17 protein-coding genes are annotated in these 17,034 nt (G+C 35.4%); 5 read left to right on the forward strand and 12 right to left on the reverse strand.

Annotated elements, in window-relative coordinates; all coding sequences use genetic code 11:
• Positions 1-54: 54 nt before the first annotated feature.
• The gene (locus AABL85_RS12310; RefSeq protein ID WP_341310308.1) at positions 55-660 is read left to right on the forward strand and encodes a superoxide dismutase; all 606 of its coding nucleotides are present in this window, start codon (positions 55-57) and stop codon (positions 658-660) included.
• Between the two features lie 164 nt (positions 661-824).
• Here the strand turns inward: AABL85_RS12310 and pyk are convergent, their stop codons facing one another.
• From pyk to AABL85_RS12335, 5 genes are all read right to left on the reverse strand, one after another.
• On the reverse strand, positions 825-2,255 hold the full coding sequence (pyk, locus tag AABL85_RS12315; protein WP_006264507.1) for a pyruvate kinase: 1,431 nt from the start codon (positions 2,253-2,255) through the stop codon (positions 825-827).
• A 4-nt stretch (positions 2,256-2,259) separates the two neighbouring features.
• On the reverse strand, positions 2,260-2,748 hold the full coding sequence (locus tag AABL85_RS12320; RefSeq protein ID WP_286415374.1) for an IPExxxVDY family protein: 489 nt from the start codon (positions 2,746-2,748) through the stop codon (positions 2,260-2,262).
• Positions 2,749-2,845: 97 nt separating this feature from the next.
• On the reverse strand, positions 2,846-3,592 hold the full coding sequence (rnc, locus tag AABL85_RS12325; RefSeq protein ID WP_286415373.1) for a ribonuclease III: 747 nt from the start codon (positions 3,590-3,592) through the stop codon (positions 2,846-2,848).
• Positions 3,593-3,607: 15 nt separating this feature from the next.
• On the reverse strand, positions 3,608-4,861 hold the full coding sequence (gene fabF / locus AABL85_RS12330; protein ID WP_286415371.1) for a beta-ketoacyl-ACP synthase II: 1,254 nt from the start codon (positions 4,859-4,861) through the stop codon (positions 3,608-3,610).
• Between the two features lie 201 nt (positions 4,862-5,062).
• Positions 5,063-5,299 (reverse strand): acyl carrier protein, encoded by a 237-nt coding sequence (locus AABL85_RS12335; protein WP_002988156.1) that lies wholly within the window; start codon positions 5,297-5,299, stop codon positions 5,063-5,065.
• A gap of 196 nt (positions 5,300-5,495) precedes the next feature.
• Here AABL85_RS12335 and AABL85_RS12340 point away from each other — a divergent pair, with 196 nt between their 5' ends.
• Entirely contained in the window at positions 5,496-6,056 is a 561-nt protein-coding gene (locus tag AABL85_RS12340; RefSeq protein ID WP_041894808.1) for a phosphoribosylglycinamide formyltransferase, read from the forward strand.
• A gap of 8 nt (positions 6,057-6,064) precedes the next feature.
• On the forward strand, positions 6,065-6,538 hold the full coding sequence (gene rnhA / locus AABL85_RS12345; RefSeq protein WP_341310309.1) for a ribonuclease HI: 474 nt from the start codon (positions 6,065-6,067) through the stop codon (positions 6,536-6,538).
• A 269-nt stretch (positions 6,539-6,807) separates the two neighbouring features.
• Here rnhA and AABL85_RS12350 read toward each other — a convergent pair whose 3' ends face one another.
• Complete coding sequence (locus AABL85_RS12350; RefSeq protein ID WP_341310310.1) at positions 6,808-7,437, reverse strand: RDD family protein; 630 nt, start codon at positions 7,435-7,437, stop codon at positions 6,808-6,810.
• Positions 7,438-7,711: 274 nt separating this feature from the next.
• Positions 7,712-8,557, reverse strand: coding sequence for a hypothetical protein (locus tag AABL85_RS12355; RefSeq protein ID WP_341310311.1), 846 nt, complete (start codon positions 8,555-8,557; stop codon positions 7,712-7,714).
• 767 nt (positions 8,558-9,324) lie between these two features.
• Here AABL85_RS12355 and AABL85_RS12360 point away from each other — a divergent pair.
• Both AABL85_RS12360 and AABL85_RS12365 read left to right on the forward strand, forming a co-directional pair.
• Positions 9,325-10,254 (forward strand): PfkB family carbohydrate kinase, encoded by a 930-nt coding sequence (locus AABL85_RS12360; protein ID WP_286415359.1) that lies wholly within the window; start codon positions 9,325-9,327, stop codon positions 10,252-10,254.
• A gap of 59 nt (positions 10,255-10,313) precedes the next feature.
• Positions 10,314-12,212, forward strand: a complete 1,899-nt coding sequence (locus AABL85_RS12365) for an amidophosphoribosyltransferase (RefSeq protein ID WP_286415357.1) — start codon at positions 10,314-10,316, stop codon at positions 12,210-12,212.
• 102 nt (positions 12,213-12,314) lie between these two features.
• Here AABL85_RS12365 and AABL85_RS12370 read toward each other — a convergent pair whose 3' ends face one another.
• The 5 genes from AABL85_RS12370 to AABL85_RS12390 form a co-directional block, all read right to left on the reverse strand.
• On the reverse strand, positions 12,315-13,715 hold the full coding sequence (locus tag AABL85_RS12370) for an SLC13 family permease (RefSeq protein ID WP_286415355.1): 1,401 nt from the start codon (positions 13,713-13,715) through the stop codon (positions 12,315-12,317).
• 169 nt (positions 13,716-13,884) lie between these two features.
• A complete protein-coding gene (locus AABL85_RS12375; RefSeq protein WP_341310312.1) occupies positions 13,885-14,535 on the reverse strand; it encodes an HD domain-containing protein in 651 nt (216 codons plus the stop codon).
• Between the two features lie 23 nt (positions 14,536-14,558).
• A complete protein-coding gene (locus tag AABL85_RS12380; RefSeq protein ID WP_006259895.1) occupies positions 14,559-15,557 on the reverse strand; it encodes an acyl-ACP desaturase in 999 nt (332 codons plus the stop codon).
• An 80-nt stretch (positions 15,558-15,637) separates the two neighbouring features.
• Complete coding sequence (locus tag AABL85_RS12385) at positions 15,638-16,369, reverse strand: lysophospholipid acyltransferase family protein (RefSeq protein WP_041894832.1); 732 nt, start codon at positions 16,367-16,369, stop codon at positions 15,638-15,640.
• Between the two features lie 212 nt (positions 16,370-16,581).
• The gene (locus tag AABL85_RS12390; protein WP_006259897.1) at positions 16,582-16,992 is read right to left on the reverse strand and encodes a BrxA/BrxB family bacilliredoxin; all 411 of its coding nucleotides are present in this window, start codon (positions 16,990-16,992) and stop codon (positions 16,582-16,584) included.
• Positions 16,993-17,034: the final 42 nt, after the last annotated feature.

Here is a 17,034-nt window from a genome sequence, read left to right on the forward strand (position 1 = left end):
TTATTTGTTTAAATTTGAAATAAAATTAATATTAATCTTTAAATAATACGAATTATGGCTTTCGAATTACCAAAATTACCATATGCATACGATGCATTGGAACCACATATTGATGCACGTACGATGGAAATCCACCATACAAAACATCATAATGCTTATACTACTAACTTAAACGCAGCTATCGCTGGAACAGCTTTAGAAGGAAAAACTATCGAAGATATCCTTGCTAACTTAGACATGTCTAATGGAGCTGTACGTAACAACGGGGGTGGTTTCTATAACCACAACTTATTCTGGACAGTAATGACTCCTAATGGAGGTGGTGTACCTACAGGTGAGTTAGCTGATGCAATCAATACTGCTTTCGGATCTTTCGAAAACTTTAAAGATGCTTTTGCTAAAGCTGGTGCTACACAATTCGGGTCTGGATGGGCTTGGTTATGTGTTAAAGATGGTAAATTAGAAGTATGTGGTACTCCTAACCAAGACAACCCATTAATGCCTGGTGTTGCTTGTGGAGGAACTCCAATCTTAGGAATGGACGTTTGGGAACATGCTTATTACTTAAACTACCAAAACCGTCGTCCTGACTACATTAATGCTTTCTTTAATGTTATCAACTGGGCGGAAGTAGCAAGAAGATACGCAGAGGCAAAATAATTAATTTTTGCACCTCATTACAAACTATTAAAAGCTCCAGCAATGGAGCTTTTTTTATGCCATAAATCCAAATTCTTCATTCCCTATACACTATTGCGCTCTTGGACAAACAAAAAAAGCTCAGAACCATGTCCTGAGCTTTCTATATTGTGGAAGTACGATAATTATTGTACCTCAGATATTCTTAGTGTATTCACCATACCTTTTTCGATAATAGGCATAGCAGCTAAGTTGATAACCATATCCCCTGTCTCAGCTAGCCCTTTCTCTTTTACCATAGCATTGATATCCTCAATAGTCTCATCAGTACTCACATACTTATCATAGTAGAAAGCCTGAACTCCCCATAACAAGTTTAATTGAGTAATAATACGGCGATTAGAAGAGAATACTAATATATTACTATTTGGTCTCCAAGCCGAAATTTGGAAGGCTGTATAACCACTATTTGTCAATGTACAGATAGCTTTAGCTTCGATATCATTCGCCATTAAAGCAGCGTGATAACAAATATTTTTAGTGATATAACGGTTTGTTTTGATTGTAGGTGGACTTTGTGGTACTTTAATTAATGGAGAAGTCTCAACACTTTGAATAATCTGTGTCATCTTCTCGATTACTTGTACTGGGTATGCTCCTACAGAAGTCTCTCCTGATAGCATTACAGCATCAGCACCATCCATTACAGAGTTTGCTACGTCATTTACCTCAGCTCTAGTCGGTGTAAGACTAGAAATCATCGTCTCCATCATCTGTGTAGCGATGATTACAGGAATTCTAGCATTCTTAGCTACGTGAACTAATTCTTTTTGAATCAATGGAACCTCTTGAGCAGGAATCTCAACACCTAGATCTCCACGAGCTACCATTAGACCATCACAGTAAGCCACTAACTTCTTAATATTCTTTACTGCTTCAGGTTTTTCGATTTTAGCAATGATTGGAATCTTGTGATCAGAATGTTCTTTAATCAAGTTCTGTAAGTCCATCAAATCTTCAGGTGTACGAACGAAAGATAATGCAATCCAATCTACTTGTAACTCACAAGCAAAAATAGCATCTCTAATATCTTTTTCCGTTAACGCTGGCAATGATACTTTAGTCATTGGTAAGTTAACCCCTTTTTTTGATTTAAGTGGCCCACCTTGTACAACTACAGTTTTTACTTCATCCTCTCCATTAGTTTCTAATACATCGAAGATAAGTTTACCATCGTCTAATAAAATTCTCTCTCCTGCGTTAACGTCAGTTGGGAATTTTTTATAATTCATGTAAACGCGTTCTGCGTCACCTTTAAACTCTTCTTTAGTAGAAAATGTAATCACATCACCAGGATTCACGATAACGTCTTCAGACATCACCCCTACTCTTAATTTAGGCCCTTGTAAGTCACCTAAAATAGAAGTAGTATATCCAAACTCTTTATTTAGATCGCGGATTATATTTACTTTCTCTTGAACATCTTTATAATCAGCATGTGAAAAGTTGATTCTAAAAACATTTACACCAGCTTTAATCATATCATGTAATACCTCTCTCGTACTAGATGCTGGTCCTAACGTTGCTACGATTTTCGTCTTTTTTTGTGCTAACATATTTTTAAAAAATTAAGTTCGTTTTATTTTTTAATATCTCTTGCTTTATTTCATAAGCTGCGGAGATAATTTTTACTGAATTCAACCGATCAATGATTGTACCAATTTCGAACTGACTATCAGTTTCTTCTATCTTAATCAAATAATCGACTGACTTTAATTCGGGCAATAAATACCCTTGCTTGGTTACTGGATGATTAGCTGAGACAAATAAAGGAGAATCTAATCCTGACTCAGGTATTAAAAAAGCCTTATTCGCTACCACCTTCCAATACACGTGATGATCAAAATCATCATATTCATAGAATGAAAAAAAAGCATGTCCTACATCTGTAAAGATGTCTACATCACTCTTACTTCTTTCTAGATTAATTTCAAGTATTGAATTTATAAAATACACTACTTTGTAATCTTCTTTTCTGGAAGTATGTATAGCGATCAAGCGATAATCCTCACTATCAAAGTCTTCAAGCTTATATTTTATTATACCCATATAAGAAATTAGTTACACAAATATACAACTTTTATCGAGCTATATTTGTATAACCTCGCTATAATAGATTATAAAAAAGTTAAGGAATTAACAAAAATTATTGCTTTATCTGCTCTTGAAATGCGAAGTATGCACGTTGTGATGCCTTCTCTTCTGCTTTCTTTTTTGAAGTAGCTCTTGCTTTAGCCACTAGTTTATCGTCTATAAACAGACGTACACCGAAGTACTTTAATTCTTCTGCTGTGTCTTCTTCGAAAGTATCATATTTAAATGTATGCTTTCTCTTCTGACACCATTCGATTAGCAAGCTCTTATAGCTAGTTATCTTTGTTTCCAACTCTTGGATATCTGATACCTTACTCAATAGTTGTTCATGGATAAACTTCTCACAAGCAGGATAACCTCTATCTAGATAAATAGCTCCTATAATAGCTTCTAATAAATTGCCATGTATATTCTCTCCAAACTGTTGATTGCCCATTTTACTCTCTACATGTGAGATTAGTTTCAAATCTTTACCTAGCTGGTTTAGATTTTCTCGACTCACAATTTTAGAACGCATTTTCGTCAGATAGCCCTCATCTCCACTCGGAACTTCTATAAACAAATAAGAAGCAATAACAGAACCCAACATTGCATCTCCTAAGAACTCTAAACGCTCATAGTTAATGGGGTGGCCAGCTTCATCACATCTATTCATCGATCGATGAGTGAATGCTATTTTATAATAAGATATCTCTACAGGCTTTACACCTACTATCTCAGTCACCTTTCGACAAAAATTCCCGTCTTCATTATTGAAGGAACGGGAATTATTGAATATTCTATTTAGTAACTTTTTCATCTTTATAGGATGATTTTACTTCTCTAATTTCTTAACCAACACACAAGCATTATGTCCACCAAAGCCGAATGTATTACTCATTCCTACTTTTACATCTCTCTTCTGTGCTTTATTAAATGTGAAGTTTAACTTAGAGTCTATCGCTTCATCATCTGTAAAATGGTTAATTGTAGGTGGAACGATACCATGCTCTAATGATAAAATCACAGAGATAGCCTCGATAACACCTGCAGCTCCTAATAAGTGACCTGTCATCGACTTAGTCGAATTCAAGTTCATCTCATAAGCATGCTCTCCGAATACATTAAGAATAGCCTTAGACTCTGCGATGTCTCCTAGTGGTGTAGAAGTACCATGCATATTTAACACATCTACATCTTTCGCTTCTAATCCAGCATCTTTAAGACAGTTGATCATCACATTAGTAGCCCCTAATCCTTCTGGATGTGGTGCTGTTAAGTGGTGAGCATCAGCCGACATACCTCCTCCACCGATCTCACAGTAGATTCTAGCACCACGTGCTACAGCATGTTCATATTCTTCTAAGATAATAGCTCCAGCTCCTTCTCCTAATACGAATCCTTCTCTGTCTTTATCCATTGGTCTAGACGCAGTCTTAGGGTCATCATTTCTAGTAGATAGTGCATGCATTGCATTAAATCCACCGATACCCGCTATCGTTACAGCAGCCTCAGAACCTCCAGTTACGAAGATATCAGCCATACCTAAACGAATATAGTTAAATGCATCTATAATAGCATTAGTAGATGATGCACATGCAGACACTGTAGTGAAGTTAGGTCCTCTCAGACCGTATTTCATAGAGATATGTCCTCCTGCTAAATCTGCAATCATCTTAGGGATAAAGAAAGGATTGAACTTTGGTACTCCATTTCCTTCTACGAAGTTAGTCACCTCGTTTTGGAATGTTTCTAATCCTCCTATACCTGAACCCCAAATAACTCCTGCTCTATCTAAATCAATAGTTTCTAAATTTAAACCTGAATCTTTGATCGCTTCATCTGCACTAACCATGGCATACTGTGCATAACGGTCCATTTTACGTGCTTCTTTTCTCTCAATAAAATCCTCTACGTTAAAATTCTTTACTTCGCACGCAAACTGAGTTTTGAAATTGGTAGCGTCAAAATATGTAATGGGTGCAGCTCCGCTTACTCCATTAATTAGGTTGTTCCAATACTCTTGAATATTATTTCCAATTGGCGTAAGGGCACCTAAACCGGTAACAACAACTCGCTTTAATTTCATAAAATAACTTATATGGTTTGTACTATAAAAAAAAATCCCAATCTTCACTTTTGTAAAAAAAGGAAACATTGGGGTGTTTGTTTGATTGTATTTGTTAGATTGTTGCCAATCTGTCCTTTTTTGTTTCTTCTAAAAATCAGTCATTTTCAAAAAAATAATAACACCCGCATGTTTATGGAATAAACACGCGGGATATAGTTATTATTTTTTAGCTTCTTCTATGTAAGAGATAGCTTGTCCAACTGTAGCAATGTTTTCAGCTTGGTCATCTGGAATTTGAATATCGAATTCTTTTTCGAACTCCATGATAAGCTCAACAGTGTCTAGTGAATCAGCTCCTAAATCATTAGTGAAGCTTGCTTCTGCTACAACTTCGTTCTCGTCAACACCTAATTTGTCAACGATAATCGCTTTTACTCTTGATGCAATGTCTGACATAATCTTTAATTTTAAATTTAATTTCGTAGGCAAAAATAAAAAACTTTATTTTAAAACCTGATTTTCCATGTTAATTGTCGGTGCGAAATTATAAAAATTATTAATACTTATCGCTATTTTTCTATTTATTGTCAGTTATTATTCTTTTTTTTGTACTTATTTATTGTACTTTCAACTTCATAACACAACTAACTACATGAAAAACATAGCTCTATTCGCCTCTGGTTCAGGGACTAATGTAGAAAACATTATCAACTACTTTGAAAGCAAGTCTATTTCTAATCAATACCTTATATTGGTTAACAACCAAAATGCTAAGGTAATAGAAAAAGCTGAAAAAAGAAATCTTCCAGTTCTGATTTTTGACAGAAATATGCTAAATGATGGTGTTGTATCTCAAAAATTAGAACAATTTCAACCTGATTTAATTGTATTAGCAGGCTTCTTATGGAAATTTCCTGATGACCTTGTTAAAAAATATCCGAATAAAGTAATTAATATACATCCAGCGTTATTGCCTAAATATGGCGGTAAAGGAATGTATGGTCATCACGTACACACAGCAGTCGTAGAAAATAAAGAGAAGGAGTCTGGAATCACTATTCACTATGTAAACGAAAACTACGATGAAGGAGCTGTTATATTCCAAGCTTCTACTCCGATAGAACCTTCCTATACACCAGAAGAAGTAGGCGCAGCTGTACTTAAACTAGAACACCTACACTTCCCACAAGTAATCGAGAAACTACTATTTTAATATTATAAATGAATTTGCCACAAGTAATACTATATACCGATGGCTCCTCTAGAGGTAACCCTGGTCCTGGTGGATATGGACTAATACTAGAGTGGGCAGGTCATAATGTCTATAAAGAAGCATCCCAAGGATACCGCAAAACTACCAATAACCGCATGGAACTACTAGCGGTGATCGTAGGCTTAGAAATGCTAAAGAACGAAGGCACTAATGTCCTAGTGGTATCTGACTCTAAGTATGTGGTAGACGCTGTAGAAAAGCGATGGGTATTCGGATGGGAGAAAAAAGCCTTTAAAGACAAAAAGAACCACGACTTATGGCAACGCTTCTTAATAGTATACCGCAAACACAACGTCCAGTTTAAATGGGTAAAAGGACATAACAACCATCCTATGAACGAACGATGTGACGTCCTTGCAGTAAAAGCAGCAACAGGAACTAAATTATTAATAGACGAGTATTACGAGTCTGAAGAAAATTAATAGAACAACAAAGAGCATCTTTTTAAGGGATGCTCTTTGTTCTTATACTACATAAGAGAAGGTCTCTCTATATCCGAAAAATCTAAGTCACTACTAAATAACCTATCGCATAACTCACTAGCTCCATATTCTGTGAAGTATGCTAATTCATTATCTGATATTGGCATTGTTTAATGTCATTCACCTCATTTTCTTCTTACATCGTATTATAATCACTGATTATACTTCCCTTGTAACACCATCTCTCTACTATAGCACATACACTGTGCTTACAGCCTCTCCCTGCGAATCTCTGTTACTACTAAAGTCTCCGCTAGATTATCGTGTAAAGTCTGCTTCTGATCTGACCAGAAAAACATAAAATAACCAATACAGAATATAAAACCAGATAATAATCTAGCAAAAAATCGCCCTGTAGCCTGACCAAAAGTTACTCGCTGTCCCTTACAGTCTAGCAACATAATCTTCATCGTTTTTTGCCCTATAGTCGCTTGTCCATCGTTACTCTGCATTAATGAAAAATAGAGCCACCCCGCTATAAATGGAAAAAAGAGGCTTGGTATTAAAAGAATCAAACCATCTAATAACCCTGCTACAAAACGCTCTCCAAAGTCAGCGTATCGATAGTGAATTCGTTCTGTAGGCGTAGTTACAATCACATATCGATTATCCCTAGTATAAGCCAAACTAACATTTTGATTATACCCATAATTTGGTGTGCTATACATCGGTCTCTGAAGATACACCTCAAACTCTCGTAGAAATCTTGCCTCTGTCCAATCGTGCAATTCACTATGCCAGATTAGCGTAGTCGGAGAGATTATAAACTGTCCTAACTCAGAGAACTGATATGGTCCTTGACTTTCACCATTAATAGAGATAAAGTATTCTTTTTTCATTAATTGTATTTTTTTAACAAAAATAAACATATTAATGATTATAAAATACCCTATTCAATCTTTTTGTTTTCAAACATATCCACATAAAGAGTCACAGATGTACACAGTTTCTTATTTGGATCAGGCTTATAATGTTCTTTTATACCGAATAATCTTTTAAAAGCATAAATGAATAATCCAGAAAATAAAACTAAACACATAAGTGTATTTATGTTTCGTTCGTGATAGAAATAACGATCAAACTCAAAGTTCTCAAAACTCCCCCCAAACTCTTCTATAGTTTTATAAATTCATCCTTATAATGCTTACTCGGCTTTATCCAAGCCCTAGTTCTCTCTGCATTAATAATCCAATTAAAACGTTTCATCATATCTGCTCCAAATAGACTAAAAGGTTGATTCTTTAATTCTCCTGAGAAGTACGCCACCTTCACCTGCTGTAGTTCAGCACTACCCAAACTCACTTTAGTCACCTCAGCAGTATTCGTGATTACACTTTTGCCAGCTGAGTTCTTTAATTCTTTATGATCTATAGTAACCAATTTATCCTTTAACCTATTCTCCTCCGCAAAATTATCATCATACAGTATCCCTCCTGAATAACCAGACTGAAGATAAAAAGGATGTACATACTCCTGCCCAGCTATTTCACTCAGCATATCGATAAACATAGCACCATTGCGATAATGAACAGAAACAGACTGATATCCCTCTACACTAGGCATACTTGCATAAGACACCAACTCCTCCTTATCATAATTTATCTCTAATACACTATCTTTAAACAACGCCATACCGATCTTACCATCTGACTCTAATCCGCTATACTGATTATCTACAAAAGAAATACCATTCCACACATGCCCACTAATCTCTACTGTATTAGATGCGCTATAATCATCTTTATCGAATAGGATATGCTCTACCTTATTCACACGCACAGGTGAGATAGCGCCATCATCCATCGCTACCTGAAACATCAGATCTAGGCTATCCTTCTGATTCACGACTGTCTTTAGTATTACATTATTATACTTAGTCAGTCTAAAAGGAATATGCACCTGAGCACTAGCGAGAGTTCCCATAGCACACATTATTAAAAGCACTAAGCTCTTTTTCATAATTAATAAGGTTATTAGTTAGTTCGTTATCGTAAATCTAAAAAACATTTCTCTTTTTTCTATTCTATCCCCTTAAAAAACACTTTTTAGACCTATAAAAGGCTAGCAACAGCTACTTATTTTTGTTTTAAGGGGTATTAAAGGCCATTTATACCCTTTTTTGAGAAAAAACAACTGTCTTTTTTCTTCCTAATTATTCAAAAAAACAAACACAAAACACTAATTACCAATAGATTGAAGTAAAACTATATAAATCATACAACAAACCTAAATACGCTCTAACCTAAGAGTTTGCAGGCAATAGAAGCAATTCCTTCAACACTTCTTCAACATTTCTCCAATATTGCTCTAGCTAACAAGGTCTTTGTTGAAGGAATCTTGAATAGGTGTTGTAGCACTCTTGAAGCAAGAAGTATTTAAGTGTTTTTATAATGTGTCCATTATGATTATTTCACTATCTTTAAGCTAGTGTATAGACTCCTTTGCATACTGTATTATGCATCGGGTAGTTTCTAAAAAAGAAGTGAAATAAGCTTCAGAGAAAAGACTTTATAATTATTTAATTCCGTGTTAAATAACCATATCTGATAAAGGTGATATAATCATCCTTTTATAGAATAATACTGACTAAGTACTAGATAATTGCGTTAAAAACAACAATCTATACTAAAACACTCAGTGTTAGCAAAATAGTTAATTATAGCTTTTAAATTTGGTAGTAAAAAGAGTATTGCCATATATTTGTAGCTTATTTCTTTGCAAAAAATATGAATAAATTACTGATAGTGGGGACGGTGGCCTTTGATGAAATAGAAACTCCATTCGGAAAAACAGACAAGATATTAGGTGGTGCAGCGACATACATCGGATTGTCTGCCTCACACTTTAATATTAAATCAGCTATAGTGTCTGTAGTTGGAAATGATTTTCCACAAGAACACTTGGATCTTTTAAATAGTAGAAACATTGACACTACTGGAATAGAAGTAGTAAAAGATGGTAAAACCTTCTTCTGGAGTGGTAGATACCATAACGATCTAAACTCTAGAGATACTTTAGATACACAGCTTAATGTATTGGCTGACTTTAATCCTATCGTACCAGAAGATTTTAAAGAATCTGATGTAGTAATGTTAGGTAATCTTCATCCAAACATTCAGATCAAAGTATTAGATCAATTAACCGCTAAACCTAAACTTATCGTTCTAGACACCATGAATTTTTGGATGAATTGTGCGCTAGATGAATTAAAGGAAGTGCTAAAGAGAATCGATGTTATCACTATCAATGATGAAGAGGCACGTCAGCTATCTGGAGAATATTCTCTAGTGAAAGCTGCTGAAGTTATTCATACCATGGGACCAAAATACGTTGTGATTAAAAAAGGTGAACATGGAGCTTTATTATTTGAAGATAAAGACGTATTTTTCGCACCTGCATTACCGTTAAAAGAAGTGTTCGATCCGACAGGAGCTGGAGATACTTTTGCAGGTGGTTTTACAGGTTATTTGACACAGAGCAGCAATGTTTCGTTCAGAAATATGAAGAATGCTATCATATATGGCTCGAATCTTGCATCATTCTGTGTAGAAGAATTTGGAACATCAAGGATGGAAAAATTAAACGACAAAGAAGTGGTGGGAAGACTACAACAATTTAAAATGTTAACTCAATTCGATATCGAATTAAAACAATAATGTAAAATTATAAGCCTCGTTATGGGGCTTTTTTTATTCAACAACAACACACAACTAACATGAGCGACGCTTTAAAACACGAATGCGGTATAGCGGTTCTAAGACTAAAAAAACCGTTATCCTACTACAAAGAGAAGTATGGAAGTGCTTTCTACCCGATACAAAAGATGTATCTATTACTAGAAAAACAGCACAACCGAGGACAAGATGGAGCTGGACTAGCAAGTATTAAACTTGATATGGAACCTGGTGAGCGATACATTAGTCGTGTTCGTTCAAACAAAGCACAACCTATTCAGGATATCTTCATGCAGATCAATGAGCGTATCAATGAAGAAATGGAAGCACACCCTGAATACCAAAACAACGTAGACCTTCAGAAAAAACATATTCCTTATATAGGTGAAGTTTTCTTAGGTCACGTAAGATATGGAACATTCGGAAAGAACAATATCGAGAGTGTTCACCCATTCTTGCGCCAGAATAACTGGATGCACAGAAACCTAATCGTAGCGGGTAACTTCAACCTGACTAACGTACGTGATTTATTCCAAGACTTAGTAGAACTAGGTCAACATCCTAAAGAAATGTCTGATACCATTACAGTAATGGAGAAGATAGGACACTTCTTAGATGATGAAGTAAATGACTTATACTATAAAATAAAACAAGAAGGATATACTAAAAAGAAAGCTTCTCCACTAATCGGAGAACGTCTAGATGTAGCGCGTATCTTACGCCGTGCTTCTAAGAACTGGGATGGAGGTTTTGCGATGGCTGGTATGATCGGACATGGTGATACATTCGTATTACGTGACCCTGCTGGTATACGCCCTGCATTCTACTTCGAGAATGATGAGATCGTGGTAGTAGCTAGTGAAAGACCTGTGATACAGACTGCATTCAATGTACCATTCGAAGAGATTAAAGAATTAGATCCTGGTAAGGCTATCATTATCCGCAAAGATGCTTCAGTAAAATTTGAACAAATCTTAGAGCCACTTCCTCTTAAAGCGTGTTCTTTTGAGAGAGTGTATTTCTCTAGAGGAAATGATGCAGATATATACCAAGAGCGAAAAGATTTAGGTAAGCTAATCTTCCCTGAGGTATTAAAAGCGATCGGAGATGATACAGATAACTCTGTGTTCTCTTATATCCCGAATACTTCTGAGACATCATTCTTCGGGATGGTAGAAGGAGCACAAGACTTCCTTAATCAACGTAAAATAAGTGATATTCTAAAGAATAAAGAAGACTTATCTGAAGCGAAGTTACAAGAGATCTTATCTGTAAAACTAAGAACAGAGAAGATCGCTGTAAAAGATGCTAAACTGAGAACATTCATCACAGATGACAGTAGTCGTGATGACTTAGTAGCACACGTATACGATGTGACTTACGGTGTGATTAAACCTACTGATAACTTAGTGATCATCGATGATAGTATCGTACGTGGTACTACACTTAAAAAGAGTATTATCCGCATGCTGGATAGACTTAACCCTAAGCGTATCGTGGTGGTATCTGCTGCTCCACAGGTGAGATACCCTGACTGCTATGGTATCGATATGGCTAAGCTAGAGGGATTAATCGCTTTCCAAGCTGCTATAGAGCTATTAAAAGAGCGCAACTTATATCATATCGTAGATGAAGTGTATAAGAAGTCTAAAGCACAAGAGCACTTACAAGATAGTGAAGTCATTAACTATGTAAAAGATATCTATGCACCATTTACAGATGAAGAGATTTCTAATAAGATCGCTGTAATGGTAAAAGATGTGAATATAAAGTCTGAAGTTAAGATTGTATTCCAGTCTGTAGAGAACTTACATATCGCTTGTCCTAAGAATTTAGGAGACTGGTACTTCACTGGTGATTATCCTACTAAAGGAGGAAATAGAGTGGTAAATAGAGCTTTTATCAACTTCTACGAAGGAAGAGACGAAAAACCATACTAGAATATAAAATAAAGCATATCTCATCACAAGAGACTAAATAGTAAAAGGGCTGTTATCAAAAGATAACAGCCCTTTTACTTTATATAATATAACTTATATTAGTTATTGTAACCAAAAGAAGTACGCGATAATAGCAATTAATACCGCACAGATAATATTCAATACAAAACCTGCTTTCATCATATCCTTCTGACGAATATCACCTGTACCAAATACAATGGCATTAGGTGGAGTAGCAACAGGCAACATAAAGGCACATGAGGCTCCTAGACCTATAATCATAGACAATCCTAATGGTGGTAATCCTAACTGGTCTGATATCGTAATAAACAAAGGAACTAACAAGGCAGCACTAGCTGTATTAGAAGTAAACTCTGTCAAGAATACAATAAAGAATGATACTACTAGCCCAATAGTGAAATAACTACTATCACGAATCACTGATACTAATAAGTCTGCTAAAACTTCACTTGCGCCAGAATCTCTAAGTACCATACTCAAAGTCAAACCTCCTCCAAATAAAAGAAGAACTCCCCAATCTACATTGTGCTGTAACTCTTTCCATCTAGAAACCTGACTCACACAGATCAACATAAATGCTCCTAAGGCAATAAAGGTGTCAAAATTACTAAACTTACTTTCAAAGCCTACTAAGGAAGCTACTAGTGGATTTAACTGATCACTAAAGATCCAACACAGTGCTGTAGTAATAAATATAGCTAATGTTAGCCATCTATCAGAAGTCATTGGAATTCTCTCTGTATTAGCTTTAAATTCAAAGTCCAACTTAGGTTTGAACACAAAGTAAATCACCCCTATCATCAGTGGTAATAATATCAAGACCATAGGAATCCCCATCTTCATCCACTCTGCAAAAGAAATATTTAACTGAGAAGCTACGATAGCATTAGGTGGGCTACCTACTACTGTTCCCATCCCTCCGATACTAGCACTATACGCTATACCTAAGAGTACAAACACATAGGTACTTCTATACTGGTCTTTATCTAACTGACCTAATACTCCTATCACTAGGGGTAACATCATCGCTACTGTAGCAGTATTACTAATCCACATCGATAATACGGCTGTAGCTATAAAGAGATAAAACACAGCATAAGACAATCTTCCTTTAGCGAGGTACATAATCTTATTGGCTATAATCATATCTAATTTCTGCACATGCAGCGCTCCTGCTAATACGAAACCTCCTAAAAATAGAAATATAGTAGGATCTGCAAAAGAGGCTAAAGCAGGCTTAGTATCCGTCAACCCAAGTCCTATGGCAAGCACAGGTACAAACACGGCTGTGGTGGTCACATGTATCGCCTCTGTCAACCATAACACAGCTACAAAGACTAGAAGAGCTAATCCTTTATTAACTTGTGGTTCGTATGGTAAATAGTTGATAAGAAGTAATAACGCAATAACATTAAAAAAGATAATAAGGTAATTTCTCTTCGATTTTAATGGTCGATTTTCATGCTCATAGTCTAAACGCATATTCAGTCGTGTTTAATAATTTTAACTAAAGTTAACAAAAAAATAAATTTACAATACCTATTAGATAGAAAAACGCTTTATTATTTGATTTCTATCAGAAATAATCTCTTTAGAAGGCATAAAAAAAGCCATTCATACGAATGGCTTCTTCTTATTCTTATAAAACGTACTAAGCATTACCTTCCCACTCATCGTAGAACTGGCCAAGAAAAGACTCCATAAAGCGATGTCTTCCTTCTGCTAATTGTTTTCCTGTTTCGGTATTCATTAGATCCTTTAAACGAAGTAATTTCTCATAGAAGTGATTAATCGTAGTTCCAACGTTCTTCTTATACTCTTCTTTAGACATTCCAATCTTAGGATCAATACTAGGGTCGTGAATCAAATTATTCTTATACCCTCCGTAATTAAATGTTCTAGCGATACCAATAGCACCGATAGCATCTAATCGATCTGCGTCTTGTACAATATCTAATTCTTTAGAACGAAAAGCTTGATTAAAGTTACCTCCTTTAAAAGATATATTTTCAATTCCTTTTACAACATGTACAATAGTATCTTCATCATATCCTAAGTTTTCTAGTAATACTCTAGCTTTAATTGGGCCTACTGTCTCATCTCCATTGTGAAATTTACTATCTGCTATATCGTGTAGTAGGGCTATTAGCTTCACTATTTCTAGATTCACTTCTCCCTCTCCCTTTACGATGTTTAAAGCATTCTTATAAACTCGTTCAATGTGGAACCAGTCGTGACCGCTCTCAGCTTGCTGTAACTCTTTCTTTACATAAAGGATGACTTGATCTATACGCTTGTCCATATCTATTGTGTTGTATTGTTTTATTATTTAATAAGGGCTGGTTTAACCCACTTAAATATGTGTTCTTCTTTACCAATGGTCATACGGTCAGCTACTCTAGCCATACGCGCTGGTAATTTCATTAAATAATCTCTTGCTTTCTCTGCGTCATCAGTAAGATTATTCAACTCTGCTACTTGCCAACGGTCAATTAATTTCTGCATGATATCGATATAATCATGCGCTGTATAAACACCTATTCGCTGTGCAGAATCAGAGAACAGCTCAAAAGCATCTCCCATCTTACCTCCTGATTCACGGATTAAGTTAGCTGGCATCGTGATCTTTCTCTTCATCATATCCACAAATGCTAATAACATCTCGCTAGGATCTACTTTAAAGATACGGTCAACAAACTCACTATATGCATGGTGATGTCTCATCTCATCTCCTGCAATCAATCTACAGATCTTAGACAACTTATGGTCTCCATACTGCTTAGCTAATTTAGCTACACGGTTATGAGAAATATAAGTCGCTAACTCTTGGAAACTCGTAAATACAAAGTTCTTATAAGGGTCTCTATCAGTACCTGGATCAAAACCATCATTAATCAAGTGATGAGTAGTAATCTCTATCTCTTTCATATCTACTCTACCAGATAAATATAGGTACTTATTAAGAAGGTCTCCATGACGGTTCTCTTCACCAGTCCAGTGACGTAACCATTTAGCCCATCCATTACCACCTTCACCATCTTTTTGGTTGACTCCTTCTACATCCATTAACCATGATTCATACGTTGGTAATGCCTCTTCAGTGATAGTATCACCTACTAAAACAACCCAAAAATCATAAGGTAATTCTTTAGCGTATTCTCTTAATTCCTTTACTTCTTCCAAAAAGTTTTCACCTTCTGAATCTGGTAATAGGTCTGATGGTTGCCATATTTTCTCTACGGGGATCAGATAACTCTCTACGAAGCTATCAATATTCTTTTCTAAGAATTGCATTACTTCTAGGCGAACATTCTTTATAGACATACAATTATGTTTATGCCTCTATACTACTTCTTGGTTTAGTTTGCTTGACAGTAGCAAAAGGCTAGTTTATATTTAGAATTTTATTCTATTTTTGATTTAATCTTGTCTTCACACCTCTGCATAATTTCCTCAAAAGAGTAATCTTTCACAGCAAAAGGTTGATGAGCATATAAGCTTATTCTCGCTCCTAATCCATAAGGGAAGTTTCCAAAACGGAATATCTTCCAAGAATTATTAATAGTCAAAGGTACAACTAATGCATCAGGCGCAAACTTACAAAGCATTTTAACTCCATTCTCAGAAAACCTCTTCAGCTTACCATCTCTACTACGTGTTCCTTCTGGAAAGATGACTGCAGATCGGTTATGCTTAGTGATATATTGTCCTAATCCTTTAATAGCTGTTAATGCTTGCTTAGCATCCTTACGGTCTATTAATACAGAACCTCCATGGTTAAGATTATATGATACACTAGGGAAACCTTTTCCTAGTTCTTTCTTACTAACAAACTTTGGGTGATTCTTTCTAAAAAACCAAATAATCATCGGAATATCAAACATACTCTGGTGATTAGAAACAAATATGATCGGACGATCTGTAGGAAGTTCTTCTTCTTGACGGAACTTATAACTCGTGCCTAAGATACCTGTACAAGCCATTAGCCACCATACAAGCCCATTAACAGTAACGTTATGAGCTTTATATCCAAACAGGTTGAATGCAATCCACTGTAATGCGTGAAATACACATAATACTATTAGCATAATAATCACAAATAGTATAGATATAGGATATGATATTATTTTTTGCATTAATCGATTAGTTTATCGCAAATATACACTTAAACATATATACAACAATAAACATACCTCGCAAATTAACTCTTATATAAGTCACAATATTTGTGAATTTACATAAAAACTATCTACTTAAAAAAAATTATAAACAAATTAACTAGAATAGATTAACCTTATAATAGTGAAGAAAGGACAAAAAAAAGACCACCAAAAGGTGGTCATGATTCTTAACAAAATTCTTTATAAGCATCCATTAAGTTCTCTGCTATAGCATCAGCAGTATTTCCTTCAATGTGATGTCTCTCTAACATGTGAACTAATTCACCATTTTTAAACAAAGCCATAGAAGGAGATGATGGAGGGAATGGGAACATGTGCTGACGAGCAACATCCACTGCCTCTTTATCTACTCCTGCGAATACAGTGATTACATTAGTAGGTTTTTTCTCTCCTCCTAAACTCATTACTGCTGCTGGACGTGCATTACGTGCAGCACATCCACATACTGAGTTTACAACTACTAATGTAGTCCCTTCTTTTTGTAAAGCTGCTTCTACATCAGCTCCTGTATGTAATGATTCAAATCCTGCATCAACTAATTCTTGACGCATCGGTTTTACTATTTCTTCTGGATACATAATATAAATCTAAAATTAGGTTATTAAGCAAAGTTACATTTT

It is taken from the genome of Myroides odoratimimus (genome assembly GCF_038039805.1).
GTDB lineage: Bacteria > Bacteroidota > Bacteroidia > Flavobacteriales > Flavobacteriaceae > Flavobacterium > Flavobacterium odoratimimum_B.

Excerpts from the sequence above, each read along its gene's own strand:
- AABL85_RS12310 (WP_341310308.1), top strand. The coding sequence starts at position 55 with ATGGCTTTCGAATTACCAAAATTACCATATGCATACGATGCATTGGAA.
- pyk (WP_006264507.1), bottom strand. The coding sequence starts at position 2,255 with ATGTTAGCACAAAAAAAGACGAAAATCGTAGCAACGTTAGGACCAGCA.
- AABL85_RS12320 (WP_286415374.1), bottom strand. The coding sequence starts at position 2,748 with ATGGGTATAATAAAATATAAGCTTGAAGACTTTGATAGTGAGGATTAT.
- rnc (WP_286415373.1), bottom strand. The coding sequence starts at position 3,592 with ATGAAAAAGTTACTAAATAGAATATTCAATAATTCCCGTTCCTTCAAT.
- fabF (WP_286415371.1), bottom strand. The coding sequence starts at position 4,861 with ATGAAATTAAAGCGAGTTGTTGTTACCGGTTTAGGTGCCCTTACGCCA.
- AABL85_RS12335 (WP_002988156.1), bottom strand. The coding sequence starts at position 5,299 with ATGTCAGACATTGCATCAAGAGTAAAAGCGATTATCGTTGACAAATTA.
- AABL85_RS12340 (WP_041894808.1), top strand. The coding sequence starts at position 5,496 with ATGAAAAACATAGCTCTATTCGCCTCTGGTTCAGGGACTAATGTAGAA.
- rnhA (WP_341310309.1), top strand. The coding sequence starts at position 6,065 with ATGAATTTGCCACAAGTAATACTATATACCGATGGCTCCTCTAGAGGT.
- AABL85_RS12350 (WP_341310310.1), bottom strand. The coding sequence starts at position 7,437 with ATGAAAAAAGAATACTTTATCTCTATTAATGGTGAAAGTCAAGGACCA.
- AABL85_RS12355 (WP_341310311.1), bottom strand. The coding sequence starts at position 8,557 with ATGAAAAAGAGCTTAGTGCTTTTAATAATGTGTGCTATGGGAACTCTC.
- AABL85_RS12360 (WP_286415359.1), top strand. The coding sequence starts at position 9,325 with ATGAATAAATTACTGATAGTGGGGACGGTGGCCTTTGATGAAATAGAA.
- AABL85_RS12365 (WP_286415357.1), top strand. The coding sequence starts at position 10,314 with ATGAGCGACGCTTTAAAACACGAATGCGGTATAGCGGTTCTAAGACTA.
- AABL85_RS12370 (WP_286415355.1), bottom strand. The coding sequence starts at position 13,715 with ATGCGTTTAGACTATGAGCATGAAAATCGACCATTAAAATCGAAGAGA.
- AABL85_RS12375 (WP_341310312.1), bottom strand. The coding sequence starts at position 14,535 with ATGGACAAGCGTATAGATCAAGTCATCCTTTATGTAAAGAAAGAGTTA.
- AABL85_RS12380 (WP_006259895.1), bottom strand. The coding sequence starts at position 15,557 with ATGTCTATAAAGAATGTTCGCCTAGAAGTAATGCAATTCTTAGAAAAG.
- AABL85_RS12385 (WP_041894832.1), bottom strand. The coding sequence starts at position 16,369 with ATGCAAAAAATAATATCATATCCTATATCTATACTATTTGTGATTATT.
- AABL85_RS12390 (WP_006259897.1), bottom strand. The coding sequence starts at position 16,992 with ATGTATCCAGAAGAAATAGTAAAACCGATGCGTCAAGAATTAGTTGAT.